Below are 20,181 nucleotides of genomic sequence, written 5' to 3'. Positions count from 1 at the left end.
TGAAAGAAAAATGGCACAGAAAGTCGCGAAGGTAGGCATAAAGAGAAAGAAGGGTTATCTCTATTACGTCGATAAGAAGGGCAATGTCGTCGAGACGAAGATGGCAAGAGGAAAGTCGAAAGGCGGCGGCGGTAAAGTTGTCGCTAAGCCCGAAGTGAAGAAGCAGAAGGGCTACCTCTATTTCATCGATAAAGCCGGTGACGTATCATGCGCTAAGATGCTTAGAGGCAGGAAGTAATAGAATACAGTATAGTTTAATAAAAACAAGGGGATCGCCGTAAGGCGTCCCCTTGTTTTTATTAAGTATATATGTTAATATTATCACCTATAAGGCGGCATAATGATAAAAGATTCCATAGTAATAAAAGGCGCGAAAGAGCACAATCTAAAGAATATAGACCTCGAAATTCCTCGCCAAAAACTGGTCGTCATCACCGGCCTGTCGGGCTCCGGCAAATCCAGTCTCGCGTTCGATACCATATATGCCGAAGGGCAGCGCAGATATGTTGAGAGCCTGTCAAGTTACGCAAGGCAATTCCTCGAGCAGCTCCAAAAGCCGGATGTTGAATATATAGAAGGCTTGTCCCCGGCAATAAGTATTGAGCAGAGGACAGCGGGCTCAAATCCTCGTTCTACCGTTGGAACCCAGACAGAGATATATGACTACCTAAGGCTGCTCTATGCCCGCATAGGAGTCGCGCATTGTCCCAAATGTAAAAAGCCGATAACCAGACAGACTTCCCAGGAGATAGTGGATCATATATTGAAATTACCCGAGGGCACAAAGACGCTTGTGTTGGCACCGCTGGTAAGAGGTAGAAAGGGCGAACACAAGGACTTATTCCAAAAAGCAAAGAAAGACGGATTTATAAGGGTCAGGGTCGATGGCGACGTAATGGAGCTCGAAGACAAGATCTCGCTCGACAAGAAGAGGGCGCATACAATAGAGATAGTAGTGGACCGGCTTGTATTAAAAGGCGATATCCGTAAACGCCTTACCGATTCCGTGGAAACGGCGCTCGAGGTAGGAAAAGACCTGGCAATTGTAAGCGTAGAGTCGGCCGACAAAAAGAAGGATATCCTTTTCAGCGGACTTTATGCCTGTGTAGATTGCGGTATAAGCTTAGGAGAGATAGCTCCAAGGATATTCTCATTTAATTCTCCGTATGGGGCATGTCCTGTCTGTGACGGCCTCGGCAATAAGATGGAGATAGATCCAGAACTTGTCATATCGGACAAGTCGAAGCCTGTCATAAGCGCGGTCGACGCCTGGAGGCGCGGCGGCAAGGGGCTTTATCTATACTACAGAAGGCGCTTACGCTCTCTTGCCCATAAATATGGATTCGATGTGGAAACTCCGTTTAAAGACCTGCCGAAAGATATTAAAAAATTGGTGTTATTCGGCCAGCCGGGTGGAGAATGGGGATCATTCGAAGGTGTCGTACCTAATCTTGAGCGGCGTTTCCGTGAGACCGAAAGCGAATTTATAAAAACCGAAATAAATAAATATATGTCTGTTCAGCCCTGTCCCGAATGCAACGGCATGCGGCTTAAAAAAGAGAGTCTCGCGGTCACCATACAAAATAAAAATATCGCCGAGGTCTCGGATCTGTCGATAAAAGAGCTGAAGAAATTTCTGGTAGGGTTAGAATTGAATGAAACCCAGAAAATAATAGCTCATCAGGTTTTAAAAGAGATAACCGCGCGTTTACAATTTATGATAAATGTTGGATTAGATTATCTTACGCTCGACAGGCGCAGCTTCACGCTTTCCGGAGGAGAAGCGCAGCGCATAAGGCTCGCTACGCAAATAGGTTCCGGGCTTGTGGGGGTGGTATATATTTTGGATGAACCGAGTATAGGGCTGCATCAAAAGGATAATTCAAAATTACTCGATACACTTATCACGCTAAGAGATCTTGGTAATACCCTGATAGTCGTGGAGCATGATGAGGCTACCATGCGGAAAGCCGATCACATAATAGACTTGGGGCCGGGAGCCGGTGAGCACGGGGGCAGGGTGCTGGTAAGCGGGACTTTGGAAGACGTTCTCGAGTCAAAAGAATCGCTGACGGGGCAATATTTGAGAGGGCAGCTGAAGATAGGGATACCCGACAAAAGAAGATCGTATGCTAAAGCCAAAAGATTAAAGATAATAGGCGCCACGGAGCACAATCTCAAAGATATAGACGTCGAAATACCTCTCGGGTTGTTTGTATGTATTACGGGCGTGTCCGGTTCAGGCAAGAGCACGCTTGTGGACGATATATTATACAGATCGCTTGCAAAAAAATTCTACAGAGCCAAGGAAAAGCCGGGCGCGCATAAAAAGATAGAGGGTATCGATTCCATAGACAAGGTCATTGTGATAGACCAGTCGCCTATAGGAAGAACGCCGCGCTCCAATCCCGCGACATATACGGGGGCCTTTTCTCCGATAAGGGATCTATTCTCCAGGATTCCCGACGCTAAAGTACGCGGTTATAAGCCCGGCAGGTTCAGTTTTAATGTGAAGGGCGGGCGCTGTGAGGCCTGTATGGGTGACGGCATAAAGAAGATAGAGATGCATTTTTTACCGGATATATATGTACAATGCGAAGTGTGCAAAGGAAAAAGATTTAATGACGCGACGTTAAATGTAAAATACAAGGGCAGGTCCATAGCCGACGCGCTTGGTATGTCTATAGAAGAGGCGTTGGAATTGTTCGCGAATATCCCTTCGGTAAGGAATAAGTTAAAGACGCTTTACGATGTCGGCTTAGGATATGTGAGATTGGGACAGTCGGCAACGACTCTTTCAGGAGGAGAGGCACAGAGGATAAAACTCGCGGCAGAGCTTTCAAAAACTTCTACCGGAAGGACTTTCTATATACTCGATGAACCTACGACAGGACTGCACTTCGCAGATATAGATAAACTCTTAAATGTTCTGCATGCTCTTGTAAAACAGGGCAATACAGTGCTCGTTATAGAGCATAATCTGGATGTCATAAAGACCGCGGACTACATAATAGATCTTGGGCCGGAGGGCGGAGATGAAGGCGGCGAAATCGTGGCTGAAGGCACACCTGAAGATATTGTAGCGAATAAAAGATCTTATACGGGACAGTATTTGAAAGAGGCATTAGCGTGATAGGGGTTAGATGTCCGGTGTCCGGCGTTCGGGGTTTAATGGTAATAATGCTGTTTTTATTAGTTTCATCTTTCTGCTTTGCCCAGGGTGGGGAAGAGGCGGAATTTATATTCGCCAAGAAAGCGTTTAGCGACGGATTTTACGCTCTTGCGCAGGAAAACATAGAAGATTTTCTTGATAAATATCCTGAAACGCCGCGCGTATATGAAGTGCGGCTTCTTTTGGGGCGTTGCTTTTATTATCAGAATAATTTCAGGAGAGCCTCTTATGAATTTAATATTGTCCTGGATTCTCCTTCTGCCATCGCGTTGCAAGACGGCGCTTTGTACTGGATAGGCGACATATACTATAGAGGCGGTGATTATAAAAAGGCTCTTGAATATTATCAGAAGATATTGGATGAATATCCGATGTCGAAATATTTGCCATATGCTTTGTATTCCAAAGGGTGGTCTTATTACAGATTAGGATTTTTAGAAGACTCAACATCCATATTCGGCGATGTTGTATCGCTTTATCCTCTGGACAGAGTGGCCGTAGACTCGCTATTCAAGATAGGGGAAAATGAATACCTCTCGGGAAGGCTTGAAGACGCCCAAAACTATTTAAACAGTCTTATTGATAAATATCCTTTATCGGAGAAGACGGCTGACAGCTATTATCTGCTCGGTGATATAAGTTTAAAGCAGAAAAAATATGCCGATTCTTTGGTATTCTTAAAACGCGCCATCTCTATTTCACCCAATGCGAAATGGGCAGATCTCGCGTTATTCAGGACTGCCCAGGCCTATTTTAGTCTTGGAGATTTCGATGAAAGCATTAAAAGATTTGGGATATGCGCGAACCGATCATCAAGCTCCTTGATAGCAAGCAACTCATTGTTGTGGCTTGCGTACTGCTACGAAAAGAAGTCGATGGCGGAAGAGGCATTGAAATTATGCGATAGTATAAATATTAAATTTCCCAGGACGGCTGTAGCGGCGGAAAGCCGCTATGTTAAGGCCAGGATATTATGCGAAAATAGTAAGTTGGCCCAGGCCGAAGATGTTTGCTTAGCAAGCATAGATAAATTTTTATCTGCGGCGGACACAGGGAAACTTCATTACCAGTTAGGCTGGATATATCTTAAAGAGAATAAGGCCAAAGACGCGCTCGCAGAATTTAAGATAGCGGTCAAAAATCTCGAGAGCGCCGTATTTACCTCAAGCGCTTTATGCAAAATAGGCGATATATACCTCGATGGCGGCGACTATGACAATGCGGCAAACTCCTTCGATGATTCTTTGAGGGAGTATCCCGACAGCCCATATGCGGACTATGCCCAATATCGTCTCGGCGATATATTTTTAACCACAAAAAAATACGACCTCGCTATATTGGCCTATCAGAGCTTATTGGTGAATTTTCCCCAGACGGCGCTGAAAGATAAAGCTATGCTAAAATTGGGAGTCGCTTATTTAAAAAATGGACTTTTCGCGCAGGCCATGGCCGAATTTGACAGGGTGGTAAAATTATCGCCTAAATGGAAAGACGACACGGCTTATAAATTTTATATGGCAAATATTCTATACAATACCGGTAAATATGACGAAGCGCTTGAAATTTTTAAGACGCTGTCCAGGGGTGCCGCCAACGGCGATATTTCACTAAAGTCCCAGTATCAGATCGGCTGGTGTTATTATAGAATGAATAAAGATATGGAAGCAGTGGATTCTTTCAGCGTTTTTTCCAAAAAATATCCGGGCTCTGAGTTAAGTCCTGACGCGCTGGACCAGGGCGCGTCGATATTGCTGAATGCCGCAGAGAATTTCGAGAAATGGAAGATGCCGGACGATGCGGCAAGAATGTATAAGAAACTAAAAGAACTGAAACAGTAAAAATATTACAGGAGGAAATATGTGGGATATGATACAAAAAGGCGGCCCGGTGATGTATCTGATAATAATCTTATCCATAATAGCTTTCGGGGTAATAATCGAAAGGATATATAGTTTCAACAGGGCAAGGGTGGATGCCCAGAAATTTATGGATGAGATACTGAAGCACCTTAAGCGCAATAAGATTATTGAAGCCATAGAAATGTGCAATCAGACGCCGGGGCCCATAGCGCATATAATAAAGGCAGGCATATTAAAACATGACCGGTCGAAGCCGGAGATAAAAGAGGCTATAGATGAAGCGGCGCAGCTTGAAATACCGCGTCTTGAAAAACACCTTCCGATAATAGCTACAATAGCCCACATCACTCCGCTTTTAGGATTATTGGGAACCGTGAGCGGCATGATAAAGGCATTTCAGGCCATTCAGTTCAAGGCGCTTACGATGACGCCTGTGAATCCAGGTGATCTTTCCGGCGGTATATGGGAAGCGCTCCTCGCGACGTTGGCCGGGCTGGCGGTAGCCATACCGACTTATGTGGCTTACAACTATCTCGTTAATCAGGCCGATAACCTTGTGTACGATATGGAGAGGAGCGCTACGGATCTGGTAAATCTGCTATCTTCGCGAAGGGATACGTATGAAGTTTAAGCGCCGCGTGAAGCTGGAAAAAGGCATGCTTGATCTTACTCCTATGGTGAATATATTTTTTCTTCTTTTTGTGTTTTTTCTATTCACATCAAGTTTTATATTCCAGCCGGGAATAAGTGTGAGCCTTCCAAAAGCGGTAACAAGTGAGGTAGTGCAGCAGGATAATGTCGTGGTTACCATAACAAAAGACGACAAGATGTATCTCGAAGACAGGGAAATTTCCGAAGATGAGCTTGTTTCGCGCCTTAAGATCCTTACAAAGGAAAAAGTGGGGCTGCTCATAAAAGCTGATTCGCGCGCGCCACTGGGCCGCGTAGTGAGCATATGGGACGCATGCCGCAGAGAAGGCGTGTCTCAAATAAATATAGCGACAAACCAATAGAACAGGGGCAAGGGGCATGGGGCAAGGGGCAAGAATAAAATTTGGGATAAATTTGCTTAAAGGCAAAGTTCTTGTGCTCGCGATATTACTTTCCGCGGCGTGGCATCTATTTTGGCTTTCGGCGTTTACCGTTGTCGTTGTGCCAAAAGTTAATAAAAGCGTGAAATTTTCCAATGTGTCATTTTTGGGGCCGATATTGGAAAGAAGTGTGTTAAACGTGAGCCCATCAACGCAAGAACGGACAGCGCTTGAGCAAAAATTTCTTATGTCTATTGATGCCCGGTCAGCCATAGTAGGGGAGCGTGCCGCGGGCGACGAATATGTCCTTTCGGGCTTTGACGCGGAGCTTTTTGAGAGCGATAAAGAATTTATTACATTGACCGCTGCCAGGGTAGATAGCGATAAAATAGAGCCGTAAAAAATATTTGTATTTCCCATATTATATGGTAATATTATGATAAGAATAGATATTGGAACGCTTATATTCATTTATATCCTGTTTTCTGTAGTTGCGATACTTGCCGTATGGGCAATACTGGGATATAAAAAACTTAGGAGTGTCACCCCAGACCAAAAGCATGTCGAGAACGCCTGGAAGTGTTCCATATGCTTTCATACGTATATAGACAGCTTACATGATGATATCTCTATCTGCCCTCTTTGCGGCAGTTATAACAAGAGGGAGCAAGCCATCTAATTAGGAGGTGCAAAAATGATTACGGAAATAGGGATTACGGCAGGTGATATATGGCACTACCTTGATACGCACGGAAAAAGTTCCCTAAAAGAGATAATAAATGGCATCAGCACCGAAAGAGACAGAGTCCTTATGAGCATAGGCTGGCTCGCCAGAGAGGGACATGTTGTAGTAGAGAAGACAGGTTCTGATTATCAGGTATCCTTAAGAAGATAGAAAGGGGGATAGGGGTATGCCCGAGCCAAAAAATATACGCGAAGAAGAGCAAGTACCGATAGTCGCGCCATTAAAGGTACTTGATCATAAGACGATAAATAAGCGTTTCGGCTGGTGGTCGGCGGTAGTCCTGCTTGAAAGCTACGGAAGAAAACAGGTATGTTTCTACCTGTGGCAGAAGAGGCCGGAGGGCGGATGGAAAAGAAAGCAGAAATTCGCCATACATAATCAGCAGGACTGGGCGCTGGTCCAGGATGCTGTCGGCACTATGATCGGTACTCTTACGTAATATTACGTTTTTTATATCGAATCCCGCAGATTCCCCATTCCAAAACATAAAATTACAAAATATGAATAATAGTTTTATCTCAATAACGGTAAGCTGCGCGTCGCGTCAGGAAGCGCGTAAGATCGTGAACCGTTTATTAGCAAAGAAGCTCGTCGCATGCGCTAATATCGTCTCCGGCATAGAATCTAAATTCTGGTGGAAGGCCAAGATTGACAGCGCAAAAGAGGTTCTTATCGTGATGAAGACCAGGCGGTCAAATTTTAAAAAAATAGAAACTGAAGTAAAAAAAATGCATAGTTATGAGGTGCCTGAAATCATAGCGATACCGATCATTGCCGGCAGCAAGGATTACCTTGACTGGATAAGCCGGACTGTTGTATAGTATTCCCAAAATGGGGCCTTAGTAAAGTGGAATTACGCAGCGTTCGCAACGCTGAGTCACGGGTTCGACTCCCGTAGGCTCCACCATGTACCACTCGCGAAAACTAGAGATAGCCATCGCTCGGGTACATGGCACGGCCATAATGTGTAGTGGTACATGCCCTGTACCGGAGGCTATCGTTTAACGGTTAGCCGACTGGTGCAGGGCATTTTGTTAAGGCATAAAAAAGTAAGAGAATCCGACTTGAATTGATATTATTATCGTGTAAACTCATATGTATATGGTAATACCATTAAGGCGACATATAATTTGCAAAATAATGGCTTTGGCCGTATGCTTCACCTTTATCCTGCAATCAATAGGGCCGTTAGGTGAAGCTCAAGGCATAGGCAGGCCTTTGTCTTCTGAATCCCTATTAGCTCATAATAAGATGAATATAGGGGACATTAAGGTCCCTATAAACTTAGGCGAAATTGCCTACACCTTCAAAGGCACACTCGACAAGACCATCATACACATCCAGGACGCCCACTGCAACTATTCTGCCCAGCAGTCCATTGCCTCGATCATATCGTATATGCGCGATAAATATGGCGTAGACTTAATAGCGCTTGAAGGCGGTGCTGGTGATTACGACCTTACGCCTTTTACTAACATAGCCGACGCTAAGATCAGGCAGGATGTCGCGGATTATTTTGTGAAAGAAGGCGAAGTTAATGGCTCGGAGTTCTATGCCATAAATAATCCGCAGGCGGTAACCCTGTACGGCATAGAGGACCCGGCATATTATATCGAGAATTTAAAAACCTACCGGGATTCTCTGGGCTTCAAAGAAGACGCGGACAAATGCGTTAATCTATTAAACCACGCCATCACAAATCTTAAATCCAGGATCTACTCAAAAGAGCTTATGGCCCTGGATGAAAAGGCTTCACAGTATAGCGAAGGCAAGCTCGATGTTAAAGAGTATATGCCCAGCCTCGTGAGCACCGCGAAAATGCGCAATGTTGACATATCTTCATTTAAGGATGTCCTTGAACTTGCCAAAATAATAGAGGATGAAAATAGTATAGATTTCAAAGTAGCTGAAAGAGAGCGCAATGTTCTGATAGATAAACTTAATAAGAGGCTCTCTAAAAAATATCTTGAAGAAATGGTGGCAAAAACAGTTGCGTTTCACGCAGGCGAAATACCTCAAGAGGAATTTTATTCATATTTATTCGCAAAGGCGAAACTTTGCGGTTTCGATATCAGCGAGTCCCCGAATTTAATGAGATATTCAGAGTACGTAAGCCGCTTTGAGTCCATCAATAAGAGGGAATTTTCGCGCCAGCTTAAGTCCATTGAAGAAAAGATATTTGAATCCAGTTTCGTTAATGATGACGAGAAGGCTTTGCATATATTGTCCAGGCGGCTTGATATCACAAAGAATATCTTGTCGGTAAGCCTTGTCAAAGAAGACTGGGACTATTACCTCGGGCATAAGGATGATTTTGCCGCACGGAACTTTATATCTTTTCTATCCGCTAAATGCCCGCTATACGGATTCGATTTTAAGGTAGATGAAGGCTTGGCGCGCCTTGATAAGTACAGGGAAAATATGGAGAAGTTCTACTCTCTTTCCCTGAAGAGAGATAGCGCGTTCATTAAAAATATAACCCATAAGATGAAGATAGGTCGATCCGACGCGGTTATTCTCGTTACCGGTGGTTTTCACAAAGATAATTTAAAAGAGATATTCAAGAAAAAAGGTTATTCATATATAGAGATTTTACCAAAAATGGAAAAATCAGAAGGTGACTGTCCATACTTCAGGCTACTTTCGGGCGGAGTTGATCCTATCACAAAGACGATTAGTGAAAGACAGTCGTCATTGCAGATAGCGTCATACCTAAACGTGTTAGGCCATAATGATGCTTTTGATGAAGCCATTAAAGTGGTGACAGGGCTTATCAATGGCGGTTCATTCACGAACGGAACTAGCGTTATATTTTCCTTATCGCAATTTGAGAACTCAGAACCGCTTATCGTTAATGGAGAACCGGTTAACATAGGTGACCGGAAGGTATTTGTACCGTCTTACCCACCCGGAGGGGAGAAGGTTATACGGCCGCAAACTACGACGCAAGCGCCAGCCGCAGTGCAGGCCAGTGCTGCAATCTCAGGCGGTAGTGTAAGCTGGGTATCGATTTGGAGGAATATCGCGGATGGCTTCAGAAGATTGTTTATTATAAGCATTGCGTGCTTTTTGATAGGAGTGGCCGCTAATATCTTTGCGCCGGCGTACGCTGTTTCACCGACTTCAATGCCTGCCCAGATAGCCATAGCTCCATCATTCAATTTGGATGCGATTAAAGAAAAAATAAAAGACCCGGATTATGAAGTAAGGATCCGCGTTATTAGCTCAATTGGTGAATATGTACAGAGAAAATATATGAAGCCGGAAGAGGCAGTATCGCTTTTAATACAAGAGAACCAGGGGATAAATGATAGTGCTAGTAGGGTCACTGGCTTGGCCATCAAAGTTTTGTTAGGAATCGACCTGGAAAAAGCAAAGGAACTCCTGATTGATGAAAATGAATTTATTCGCGAACATACCATCGAAATTTTGATAGAAATAGATTTTGAAAAAGCAAAAGAGCTTCTAACGCAATATAAAGATATCGGCTTGAAAGACCCTTCTGTTGTTATTCGAAACAAGGTTATTAGGTTAATTGTTGAATGGGTGGAAAATAAACATATGACTCAGGAAAAGGCAATATCGCTTTTAACGCAAAAGGGCCAGGGAATATATGATAAAGATGAATATGTAGTTGAACAGGCCACCAAAATTTTGCCAGAAATCAACCCGGAAAAAGCAATAGAGCTTCTAACGCAAAAGGAAGGCGTTGGATTTAAAAGTCCTTCTTCCTATATCCGGGGTTATGTTATTGGGTTAATTGGTAAATGGGTAGAGAATAAATATATGAGGCCCCAAGAGGCAATATCGCTTTTAACGCAAGAGAACCAGGGAATATATGATAAAGATGGAAAGGCTTGTTGTGAAGCGGCGGTAGCCTTAATCCAAATATTTCAAAATAACCCACAGTTGGCATCCGGAAAGTTTTTTGAAAGAATACTCGAATTAATTCATGATGAACATGTAAGAATAGAACTGGCAAAAAATGTAGCTGGAAAAAAATTATTATTCCAAGAAATAGTTGGCAAAAAAATCGCGGATATTAAACAGAAAAAAGTTATAGATTATAGAGATTTTAATTTAATGATGTTTGCTATTTCAAGCAAAGCGGTAGATCTTGATAAAAAAGCTGAAATCTGTGACGTAATATATACTTCTATTATGAGCAAAGAAGTTCCTTCGAGGAGAAATATGTATCTTCAGTGCCTTGCCGTTACGTTAAGCACAATTAATAAAAATGATCATACCTTTTTAAATGGCAAAAACCCTGGCTTGGTAAAAAGTGTCGAATCAATTTTTACGCCTCAATCCGCCCCACCCTACGAAGAGATATTTGATAAAAAGCAGAACCCGGGTCAGGAGCTCAATATAAGGCTCTATGCCCCGACTTCGCCGGATTATTTTAATAGTATGTTCGTGGCGGCAGGTTATTCAAGGGAGGAAAAAGCGCGGTTGGTTATATATAGAAGGGAGCTCAATGGTAAAAAGGTCACCGTGTATTGTGATCCCACGGGGGACCCGAAAAATTATAAAGGAGAGGTATTTAGCTATATTGGTGATCCACAAATTCATATGATAGTTTATTCAGGGCATTCCGGCATGGGAGCATCGCTTGCCCTCGCTCTCGAAAAGGCTCCGCAAGGAAACATTTTGCAATTTGGAACTAAAATAATCGCTATCTTGTCGTGCGATAGCACGCGGTGCTATTCAGGTCCAATTCGTTTGCGTTATCCGCACAGTCAGTTTATCGGAACAACCACCGCATCGATACTCAAACATAACATTCAAGCTTTAACGATCATGATAGAAGGTATAACAAGAGAAGAGCCCTGGGATAATATTGAAAGAAGAGTTTCATCGCAAGTCAAATCATCTAAAAGAGAAGAAACAGACACTAAGTACAGATTCCCCAATTCGAGGATAATCGATGGCTTAGACTACAAAGACGGGTTTGTGCTGCCTGAGAATGTGGTGCCTTTACAAGATAACGATAGCTTTGACTTTGTCATAAAGAATATTAATGCGGCAAATATAAGGACAGAAAAAGCGCGGGAAGCGGTATCGCTTGTTTCCTATTTCTTTGGGTTCAACGATTATTTAAAGGATGTTAAAGAGTTAATAAGGCCGATTGGCTTTAGCATTTCTTATAATGATAGTCAGGATGCTTGTCTCGTTTCGGATGCGAAAACGATGGATGGCAAGGCTGTATATATTGTTTCACTAAATGCGGGTTATGTAGATTCTTCCAAAGCAACGCTCTGTATGATGGCATTATATGAATTAAATCTTTATTTTACAAAAATGAAAAAGGGCGAGATTACGGAATTTGACAAACTCAGGGGGCTTCAATTTGCCGCCGAGTTCGCAAAATACTACCATAGAGAAGACCTATTTCCGGATTTCCTACGTAAATATGGATATGACGCGTCTATCTCTTATGAAAAAATATTGAGAACATTGGAATTGGAAGATGTCGATGAGAATAATAGAGTTACCGCAATAAATGAGATCCTGAAGTTGCTTGGCGCTAAAGTCGAAAAAGATAAGGGAGTATTAAAAAAAGAAGGACTCCTTTCTTATAATATACCTCTCCAACTGTATGGAGAAATTTTTGATAGATTGATGAGCCCATCCATCAATACTGCTATTGCAAGTGCAGGTATGGGAACAGGTGAAGTCATTGTGGCGGGCAATTTCGCGCCTACGCAAGCCACGCCCGAAGGCGGCGGTGCCTGGCTTGACAATGAAACTTACGTGCGCTGGGTGGCTCCGTGGTTAGAATCATTAGTTGGTATCGGGGTTGGCGCTATCATATTTTTTCTAATTCCTCATGGAAATGAGATTGCCGCATCATTCGCCGCAGGGACGGTATTCTGGCTGCCGCACATATTGCGTGGCAGAACAGTCCTATGGAAACGTGACATATTAGGCTTTAGCTTAGGAACAGGATTGGCGGCGTACTTCATCTTCACGTTAGGATTTTTAGATCCTTTTGTTATAGCAATAATCAGTAGCTTAACTGCTATACATTTTGTAATAAATGGCTCGAATACAGTAGCGCAAAATGGAAGAGGAGGGCTGAATGTAAGATATTTGCTTCGCGCATTGGTCATCGCTGGGTTTACGGTAATTTTGGCATATGCAGCAGTAAATTTTATGAAAGAAATAAGCCCTAAGATGAAAGTAGATAGAATTGAAGCGTTGACTAAGGCCGGCAAAGGTATTAGTGATATGGATGCAAAAGTAAGGGCTTCTGCAGTTTGGTCTCTTGGCGAACTTGCCAAAGCATCTCCTGAGTTAGATAAAAATATACTCGCTCTTCTTACACAATCCGGCCAAGGCATTAATGATGCGGATGCAGAAGTAAAATTTTGTGCTGATCAGGCTCTTATTAAAATTGCCAAAGCATCTCCTGAGTTAGATAAAAATATACTCGCTCTTCTTACACAATCCGGCAAAGGCATTAATGATACGGATGTAGAAATACGAAGGCATGCAACTCGGGTTCTTGGTGAACTTGCCAAAGCATCTCCTAGGATAGGTGAAAATATATCTACTCTTCTTACACAATCCGGCAATGGCATTAATGATGCGGATGCAGAAGTAAGATTTTGTGCGGCTCATGCTATTGGCAATGCATCAATCGGCCTTACGGATGCGTTATCAAAGAATCTTTTACGTCTTTTTAGCGATAGAAAATACGATATCAAGGCGCAAGGTTTTTCTCCGCAAAATATCATGGTGATATATAAGAATCATGATTTTCGTTCTCAGACAGAGGCGCTGATGAGAACGGGGCAAATGGAGGAACCAAATCAATTCTCGATAGCTCGAGGGATTGAGGCAATATTGGTTCGTTATGGCACAGAAGTTGATGACGCAAATGTGTCAAAAGTGCTGCCATTTATTTTGGATGAATGGCTTGAGCAAGGGAAGCAGATAGCTATAGATAAGAATTCACGTGTTGTGGCAAGCTTTCATGAAGAGAAGAGGTTTGACCCTAAGAAAGTCACAGCTTTATTTAAAGATTTTGGTGTAAATGCAAAAGATCCAGAAACTTTCGTAAGTTATAAAGGAACGGTTGATCCATATGAAAAGGTTAAGGTAAAGGATAGTTTACGTAGTTCGATACACGATCCGAATTTTAATCTCCTTTATTTTAGTCATCACGGGGGCACGCGGCATCTATGGCTTAACTCTGGTCAGCCCGGCAAAGAGGAGTCAGATAATTTTTATAATCCAGATGCCTATAGTTACAAGGAATTTGCAGAGGACCTGTTGATCCGGGCAAAGAATAATCAGGGAAAACTATCAGATCTAACCATTATTATCTTTGCATGTTACTCAGCTGACTTTGCAGTGAATACTTTAAATGCGCTCACGCCAGCCTTAGAGAACGGCCAGATAAAAGACCTGCCGAGAATAAGAACCTCCACCAATCGCGGTACGTTAGGATATGAAATCATAACTAACTTTCAGAAAGTAGCACAAGGAAAAAAAGAATTACGTGGATACGACTTTAATAAGCTTGAAGTATTGGAATGGAATAAGCAGGACATGGCGTTTTTTCTCCCTATTTCAAAAGAGAAGTTAGTGCAGTTAAAAAAGGCGCTTGGAATTATAGGAGAAATAAAAGTACCTGCAACGAATAAGGGGGAGAGTGGAATTAAAAAGGATTCTAAGCTACCTGAGGGAGTGCTTCCGTTAGGTTCACCACGTGATCCTGGTGTGGGAGAGATAATACCGCTTGATCAGGATGCGCCTATCTTAAATGTGAAGGTAACGCCTCGTAATAAGGTGCCACAGTATACCCCAGAAATAATCTATTTACAGCAGTTATTAGGTTATTCCCAAGAAGAGGCAATAGCTACTGTAATGGTAGGAAAGGACGCCGTTGGTCAAGCCATAGCAGGATACAAAACCAGCGTGCCTACCGCCTCCTTTGCTCAAGCCACGAAACCCGAAGGCGGCGGTGCCTGGTTCGGAAGTGAGAGATGGATGCGCAACGCGTGGTGGTCGGAAACAGCCATATCATTTAGCGCAGGTGCACTGGTATACGGATTTTTTACATTACTAGGCCTGCATGATTACGCATCTTTGGCAGGGCTTGCCCTGGCGCCTCCGATTATATTTAAAGCAGGTCATGTATTTAATTCCGCCCACGACAGAAACATAGTTGCAAAACTTACCGCAGCAAAACTCGCCATAGGCGTTGTTGCCATTGCCATTGGTTTATGGAATATCTGGTTCGCGCCCGCGGCATTCGTTTTGGCAATCCCACTCATGTTCTACCATAAGAACTTAAATCAGTCGGCATTAGTAGGACCGTTTTACCCACCCGGAGGGGAGAAGGTTGCACAGCCGCAAGCTGCGACACCAGTGCAAATTCCTGGTCGCTCTTTGATTGGCAAACCTATGCAGTTCGTTCTAGGCGCAGGTATAATTCTTGTTGGTGACCCGTCAGGCTTTTCAATAAGTATTGGCAACATAGCCATAGGATTGATTCCGGCGGCATTAATCGTCGGCACTGTGTTCGGAATAAAAACATGGAATAAGCTAAGAACAATATTTCAGCATAGTGTTTTGAAATTTGCTAAAGTTACCGCATTGGTAGCGACATTATTATTTATTGATTCAGCTCAAAAGACAACCGACTATCAGCAGACAGGTAATACCACAGTGGTTATTGGTGCGCAGAAGACCGCGAATATCAGCCCAAAAAATACCGATACGGACAAATTAGGGATGCTCACAGTCGGGGATCTTACCGATATTATTCAAAAATCAGGATGGAAAATCCATATTCTGTCTTTATCGGAATGGGGACTGAATACGGATCTTGCAGGTATAGAGTACCATAGCGGCGGAGCTGTTGTGGTTCCCGGTGCCAAGACATTATATTACGGAGGTTTTATTCCTTCCGTCTCGCATCTTTTGCATGAATATATCCACATTCTGCAAGACCCTCTCCATATTCAACCGATCATCATAGATAGTTATGACAAATTGGAAAAATTACTGGAAGCGGATGAGGAAGCGCTGAATAGCTTCCACCGACTTCGCGATATTTACAGCTCGTCCTATAACCCAAATAGTAGAGATGAAATCAATAATTCAAACGAACTTAATTCTGATGAAAAACAGTTAGCTTTGAAGTTAATAGCGGCAAACGAAACGTTCGCGCTTTTATCCGGCAACCTGGCGGCTCAAAAGGAAAGCGCTGAAAAGGCAGAGTACGCTTCTTGTAACCTGAATCAAGTTATGATCGCAAAAATTATCGCGGCTATATCAAAATATCCAGCGGTAAAAGAACATCTTTTAAAGTACTATATAAAATTGGGAGTAGATCCGTCTGTGTTGGAACGGATGCTAACCACGCCCGAAGGCGGCGGTGCCTGGTTCGGAAATGAAAGATGGATGCGCAACGCGTGGTGGTCGGAAACAGCCATATCATTTAGCGCAGGTGCACTGGTATACGGATTTTTTACATTACTAGGCCTGCACGATTACACATCTTTGGCAGGCCTTGCCCTCGCGCCTCCGATTTTATTTACAGCAGGTCACATATTTAATATCGACCACGACAGAGACATAGTCGCAAAGCTTACCGCAGCAAAACTCGTAATAGGCGTTGTTGCCATTGCCATTGGTTTATGGAATGTCTGGTTCGCGCCCGCGGCATTCGTTTTGGCAATCCCACTCATGTTCTACCATAAGAACTTAAATCAGTCGGCATTAGCAGAACCGTCTTACCCACCCGGAGGGGAGAAGGTTGCACGGCCATCCTTCGGCAAAATGATGCAGGCCCTGAAACAGCCTCTGCCCGTCAGGCCAACGTCATTCGTTTTGGCGGCAGGCATAATTCTTATTGGTGACCCTTCAGGTTTTTCTATAGGTATTGGCAATATAGCCATAGGATTGATCCCGGGTGCGATAGTTGCCGGTATTATGCTTGGAATATGGATAAAAAATAAGATGAAGGCGCGAGCCGAAATAAAACCTGAAAACGTGCCTTTTGATGGCGGTTACTCCGCAAACTATATTGTGCAACTTGCCGACAATGTGCTTAACGGTAAACTTGCAGTGGATGAGCTTGCGCGTACTATCGCTATGGAAAGCCGTTATATTCGTGATGCGCATCTTAGCCTAATACAAAAGATCCTGGGTGGTGAGAAATGGGATGAATTCAGGAATAGCCTCTCCGCCGCAGAGTTAGAGGGTCTTCTTAAAACCGAGTATGGAACCGCAATCCCCAGGGTTGGTATCAAATCATCGGGTGAGATAATAAAGATACTTGATGAAGGTAAGGCTGTGGCGTTGGATTTAAGCAGTTTTGACGGCAGGTATGATCTGATAAACGGGGAACTTGTCCTTTTGGCCAACATCCTGGCAAGCAGGTTCGCCGGCGAATACGGCGCACCCTACATTGCGGAAATTTTAAGGAATGCCTTTATCCATGGTAATCACGGCGACTTTAAAGAGCCAATATATCTGCATGTTAGAGAAGTAGATGGAGATCTCTTGTTGGAGGTCTTTGACATAGCGTCAAAAGTTGAGAATAAAAATGTCATGCGGCTGGCAAGGAGCCTGCGCCTTTATGGGCAAAAATTAGGAGAGCTATTTTTAGGCGCCGTTAACGGCGAAGACTATATCAGGAGGTCGCTGAAGGATGGTTACGGAAACAGAGTAGGCACACTTGCCGCCATTAATCTTAGTTTTAATATCGCGAAGAAACGCATTGTGTCCCTGCGCAATGTGGTCGCAAGTAGTGGAGTAGCTGTAATAATTCTATTTTTCATGTCAGCAGGTTTTTTTATCCAGGACCCCTCGATCGCCCATATTACACTTTTACCCGCGCTCCTTGGAATGAGCATCGTGCCCAAATTATTCGGTTATTTAACGAGGAAAGCTCCCGGACCCAGCATTGCCCAGTCGCCAGCGTTGCCTGTCGTCCAACCGTCCTTCGGCAGAAGCTCAGGACGTGCCCTGAGCGGAGTCGAAGGGCCGCAAGCGCCGCCTATAGGTATGGGTGGGATCAGCGCTGAAGAGCAGAAGGATATATTGAAAAGGCTCGCTAAGGCAGACGGACCGATAGTATTGGATGCGGCTTTGATTGATGCGATTCTCTCCCGCGTAGCGGATACAGATAAAGAGACACATGATAATATATCAGCCGTCTTGTCTAAAATTATAGATGCGGATAAAGAAAGATTGCTTAAAGAAGTAACCGGTAACCCGCTCTTTAAGAATAATGAGCAAGCGCTTAAATTAGCCATTGGAGAGGCCGTGGCACCCACCATATCAAATTTAGCTCAACAGATTCATCCTTCCGCTTCAATACTCGATCCTGACAAAGCAGGGACGATGAAACAGGTGATGGAGGGTTTGATACCCATCGATGAAATCAAAAAAGTCACAGGTAATGACATTTCAGTCGAGGTTTATGCGCCGGCCGAGGCTCCCTTGGTAGCAAAGGGAGAACTTGAGGCAAGGCCCGCATGGACCGTCGTGGTAAAGGGATTAGATGCCGACAAACAGGTTTATGCGCTTTTGGCAATACGCGATAGAAGAAAGGATAATGATAATTCGCTTGTTATTGAAAGACTTGTGTTGAGGGAACCCGGGAATCAAAGGCCGGGAATGCCGCCGCGCGTTATTATGTCGATAATGAACAGATTGAAGGAATTTGCGTCGCAGGCCGCCTACGATAAGATGCTTATCGAAATATCGCTGACAGATCCGGCTATGGGCGGCTATCATCTTATTGAATTATATAAATTGGGCGGATTCAGAATTTCGGATGAATATAGGGGTTATGTCGATATGGGACTGGCCCCTGTTTTTGAAAAAGCCAAAGGACAGGGATTGGCAGCAGCTGACAAGGCCATAGCGGATAATTGGAGGGCTGGGCAGCCCCAGGTAGTTACTATGGAACTGTCGTTGACAGCATCCACCACCCAGCCGCAAGCAGCAAAACTGTCTTACCCACCCGGAGGGGAGACGGTTACACAGCCGCAAGCGCTACCTATAGGTATGGGTGGAATAAGCGCTGAAGAGCAGAAGGATATATTGAAAAGGCTCGCTAAGGCAGATGGTCTGATACCATTGAATTTGGGTTTAATTGAGTCTATTCTCTCCCGCGTAGCGGATACAGATAAAGAGACGCATGATAACATACTAACCGTCTTGTCTAAAATTACAGATGCAGATAAACAAACTTTGCTTAAAGAAGTAACCGGTAATCTACTTTTTAGAAACAGCGAGGGGGCACTAAGATTGGCCGTAGAAGAGTCCGCGGCGCCAATAGCATCGGCTGTGATGCCCGAACAAGTTTATATGATAATACCAAAAGAGTATTTCCCTATCGTAACCACGCTACCATCTGCTACATCACATATTCCATGGGATTTTACTGCGCATATAAAAGGCGCTAAAATCGATGATTTGATTTTGGTGTACAAAAACAATGGGTGTATCAAGCGCGTTAATGAAAAAGGTGAATCCATAGATTACAATATTGACAAAAAACCGGAGCTATTGCGGGTTATTTATCAGGGTCGTGGTTATTTATTGGAAGAATTTCGCGAGATATCACAGAATGCATTTGGGGAGTTATTAGAAACATGGCCATTGGTAGCTTACCAGGGGCAATATCTATACAGGGCGATAGACGAAAGAGAGTGGGAGAGTATCAAAGAAACGGGACATTTTACAATAAATATCAGGACCAATTTTGAAAGAGAAATAGGAAGTCAGGTTCGGCATTTTGCCGAAGCTAAAGGTTATGCCGGTATTATCATCAGAATTCCTGTCAATGGCCCGTATTTTAGGCATGCGCTGTATCGGGTAGAATCTTTTGTTCCGCATTTTGTTAAGCCGGAAGTTCTTGTTTCAAAATTGGAAGAGGCGGAAAAATGGGTTTCTATGGAAGACTATTTGAAATTAACCGCCGCCCAGCCGTCTTACCCACCCGGAGGGGAGACGGTTACACAGCCGTCCTTCGACAAAGCAGAGGAAGAGGCGGCGAAGATATTTTTGGCTGAACGAATAGATATTCAGATGCTTGAGAAAGAATTCAGCGAAGTCATAAAAGCGTATGGATATACTCCATTTAAAGAATTGTATGTAGCCTCTGGTAAAAACGCACCATATCTGTTCCGAGACACCCTGCCAGCATTAAAGGAGCTCTTCACCCCTGAAGAATTCAAGCTATACTGGCCTGACCTTGTACGTTTAGGCATAGCCTCTGGTGAAAGTGCATCATATCTGTTCCAAAACACCCTGCCAGTATTAAAAAAGCTCTTCACCCCTGAAGAATTCAAGCTATACTGGCCTGACCTTGTACGTTTAGGCATAGCCTCTGGTGAAAGTGCA

Annotated in this window: 11 protein-coding genes and 1 tRNA gene; all 12 read left to right on the top strand. The window is 43.7% G+C overall.

Translation table 11 applies throughout. The features are described 5' to 3' along the window. Window positions 1-10 precede the first annotated feature (10 nt). Window positions 11-238: a hypothetical protein gene (locus Q8R38_02045; GenBank protein ID MDP3790804.1), complete on the top strand. Its 228-nt coding sequence runs from the start codon at window positions 11-13 to the stop codon at window positions 236-238. 102 nt (window positions 239-340) lie between these two features. Further along, window positions 341-3,133: an excinuclease ABC subunit UvrA gene (gene uvrA, locus Q8R38_02040; GenBank protein ID MDP3790803.1), complete on the top strand. Its 2,793-nt coding sequence runs from the start codon at window positions 341-343 to the stop codon at window positions 3,131-3,133. 38 nt (window positions 3,134-3,171) lie between these two features. After that, the gene (locus Q8R38_02035; GenBank protein MDP3790802.1) at window positions 3,172-5,010 is read left to right on the top strand and encodes a tetratricopeptide repeat protein; all 1,839 of its coding nucleotides are present in this window, start codon (window positions 3,172-3,174) and stop codon (window positions 5,008-5,010) included. Between the two features lie 19 nt (window positions 5,011-5,029). After that, window positions 5,030-5,662 (top strand): MotA/TolQ/ExbB proton channel family protein, encoded by a 633-nt coding sequence (locus Q8R38_02030; protein ID MDP3790801.1) that lies wholly within the window; start codon window positions 5,030-5,032, stop codon window positions 5,660-5,662. After that, a complete protein-coding gene (locus Q8R38_02025) occupies window positions 5,652-6,044 on the top strand; it encodes a biopolymer transporter ExbD (GenBank protein ID MDP3790800.1) in 393 nt (130 codons plus the stop codon). The genes Q8R38_02030 and Q8R38_02025 overlap by 11 nt, the downstream gene beginning before the upstream one ends. A gap of 16 nt (window positions 6,045-6,060) precedes the next feature. Then, window positions 6,061-6,462 carry a hypothetical protein gene (locus Q8R38_02020; protein MDP3790799.1) on the top strand — a complete coding sequence of 134 codons (402 nt, stop codon included), beginning with the start codon at window positions 6,061-6,063 and terminating at the stop codon, window positions 6,460-6,462. Window positions 6,463-6,498: 36 nt separating this feature from the next. Continuing rightward, window positions 6,499-6,741, top strand: a complete 243-nt coding sequence (locus Q8R38_02015; GenBank protein ID MDP3790798.1) for a hypothetical protein — start codon at window positions 6,499-6,501, stop codon at window positions 6,739-6,741. A gap of 15 nt (window positions 6,742-6,756) precedes the next feature. Then, the gene (locus Q8R38_02010) at window positions 6,757-6,957 is read left to right on the top strand and encodes a winged helix-turn-helix domain-containing protein (protein ID MDP3790797.1); all 201 of its coding nucleotides are present in this window, start codon (window positions 6,757-6,759) and stop codon (window positions 6,955-6,957) included. A 16-nt stretch (window positions 6,958-6,973) separates the two neighbouring features. After that, window positions 6,974-7,246, top strand: a complete 273-nt coding sequence (locus Q8R38_02005) for a hypothetical protein (GenBank protein ID MDP3790796.1) — start codon at window positions 6,974-6,976, stop codon at window positions 7,244-7,246. A 61-nt stretch (window positions 7,247-7,307) separates the two neighbouring features. Then, window positions 7,308-7,628, top strand: a complete 321-nt coding sequence (gene cutA / locus Q8R38_02000; GenBank protein MDP3790795.1) for a divalent-cation tolerance protein CutA — start codon at window positions 7,308-7,310, stop codon at window positions 7,626-7,628. Between the two features lie 12 nt (window positions 7,629-7,640). Next, a tRNA-Ala gene (locus Q8R38_01995) sits at window positions 7,641-7,714 on the top strand. 233 nt (window positions 7,715-7,947) lie between these two features. Beyond that, the coding region (locus Q8R38_01990) for a hypothetical protein (GenBank protein MDP3790794.1) at window positions 7,948-20,181 on the top strand (12,234 nt) is incomplete at its 3' end.

The sequence above is a fragment of the Candidatus Omnitrophota bacterium genome, from assembly GCA_030695905.1.
Classification (GTDB): Bacteria; Omnitrophota; Gorgyraeia; order 2-01-FULL-45-10; family 2-01-FULL-45-10; genus CAZHPY01.
The sequence above is the reverse complement of the archived record's forward strand: the minus strand, read 5'-3'. Positions and strand labels throughout refer to the sequence as shown.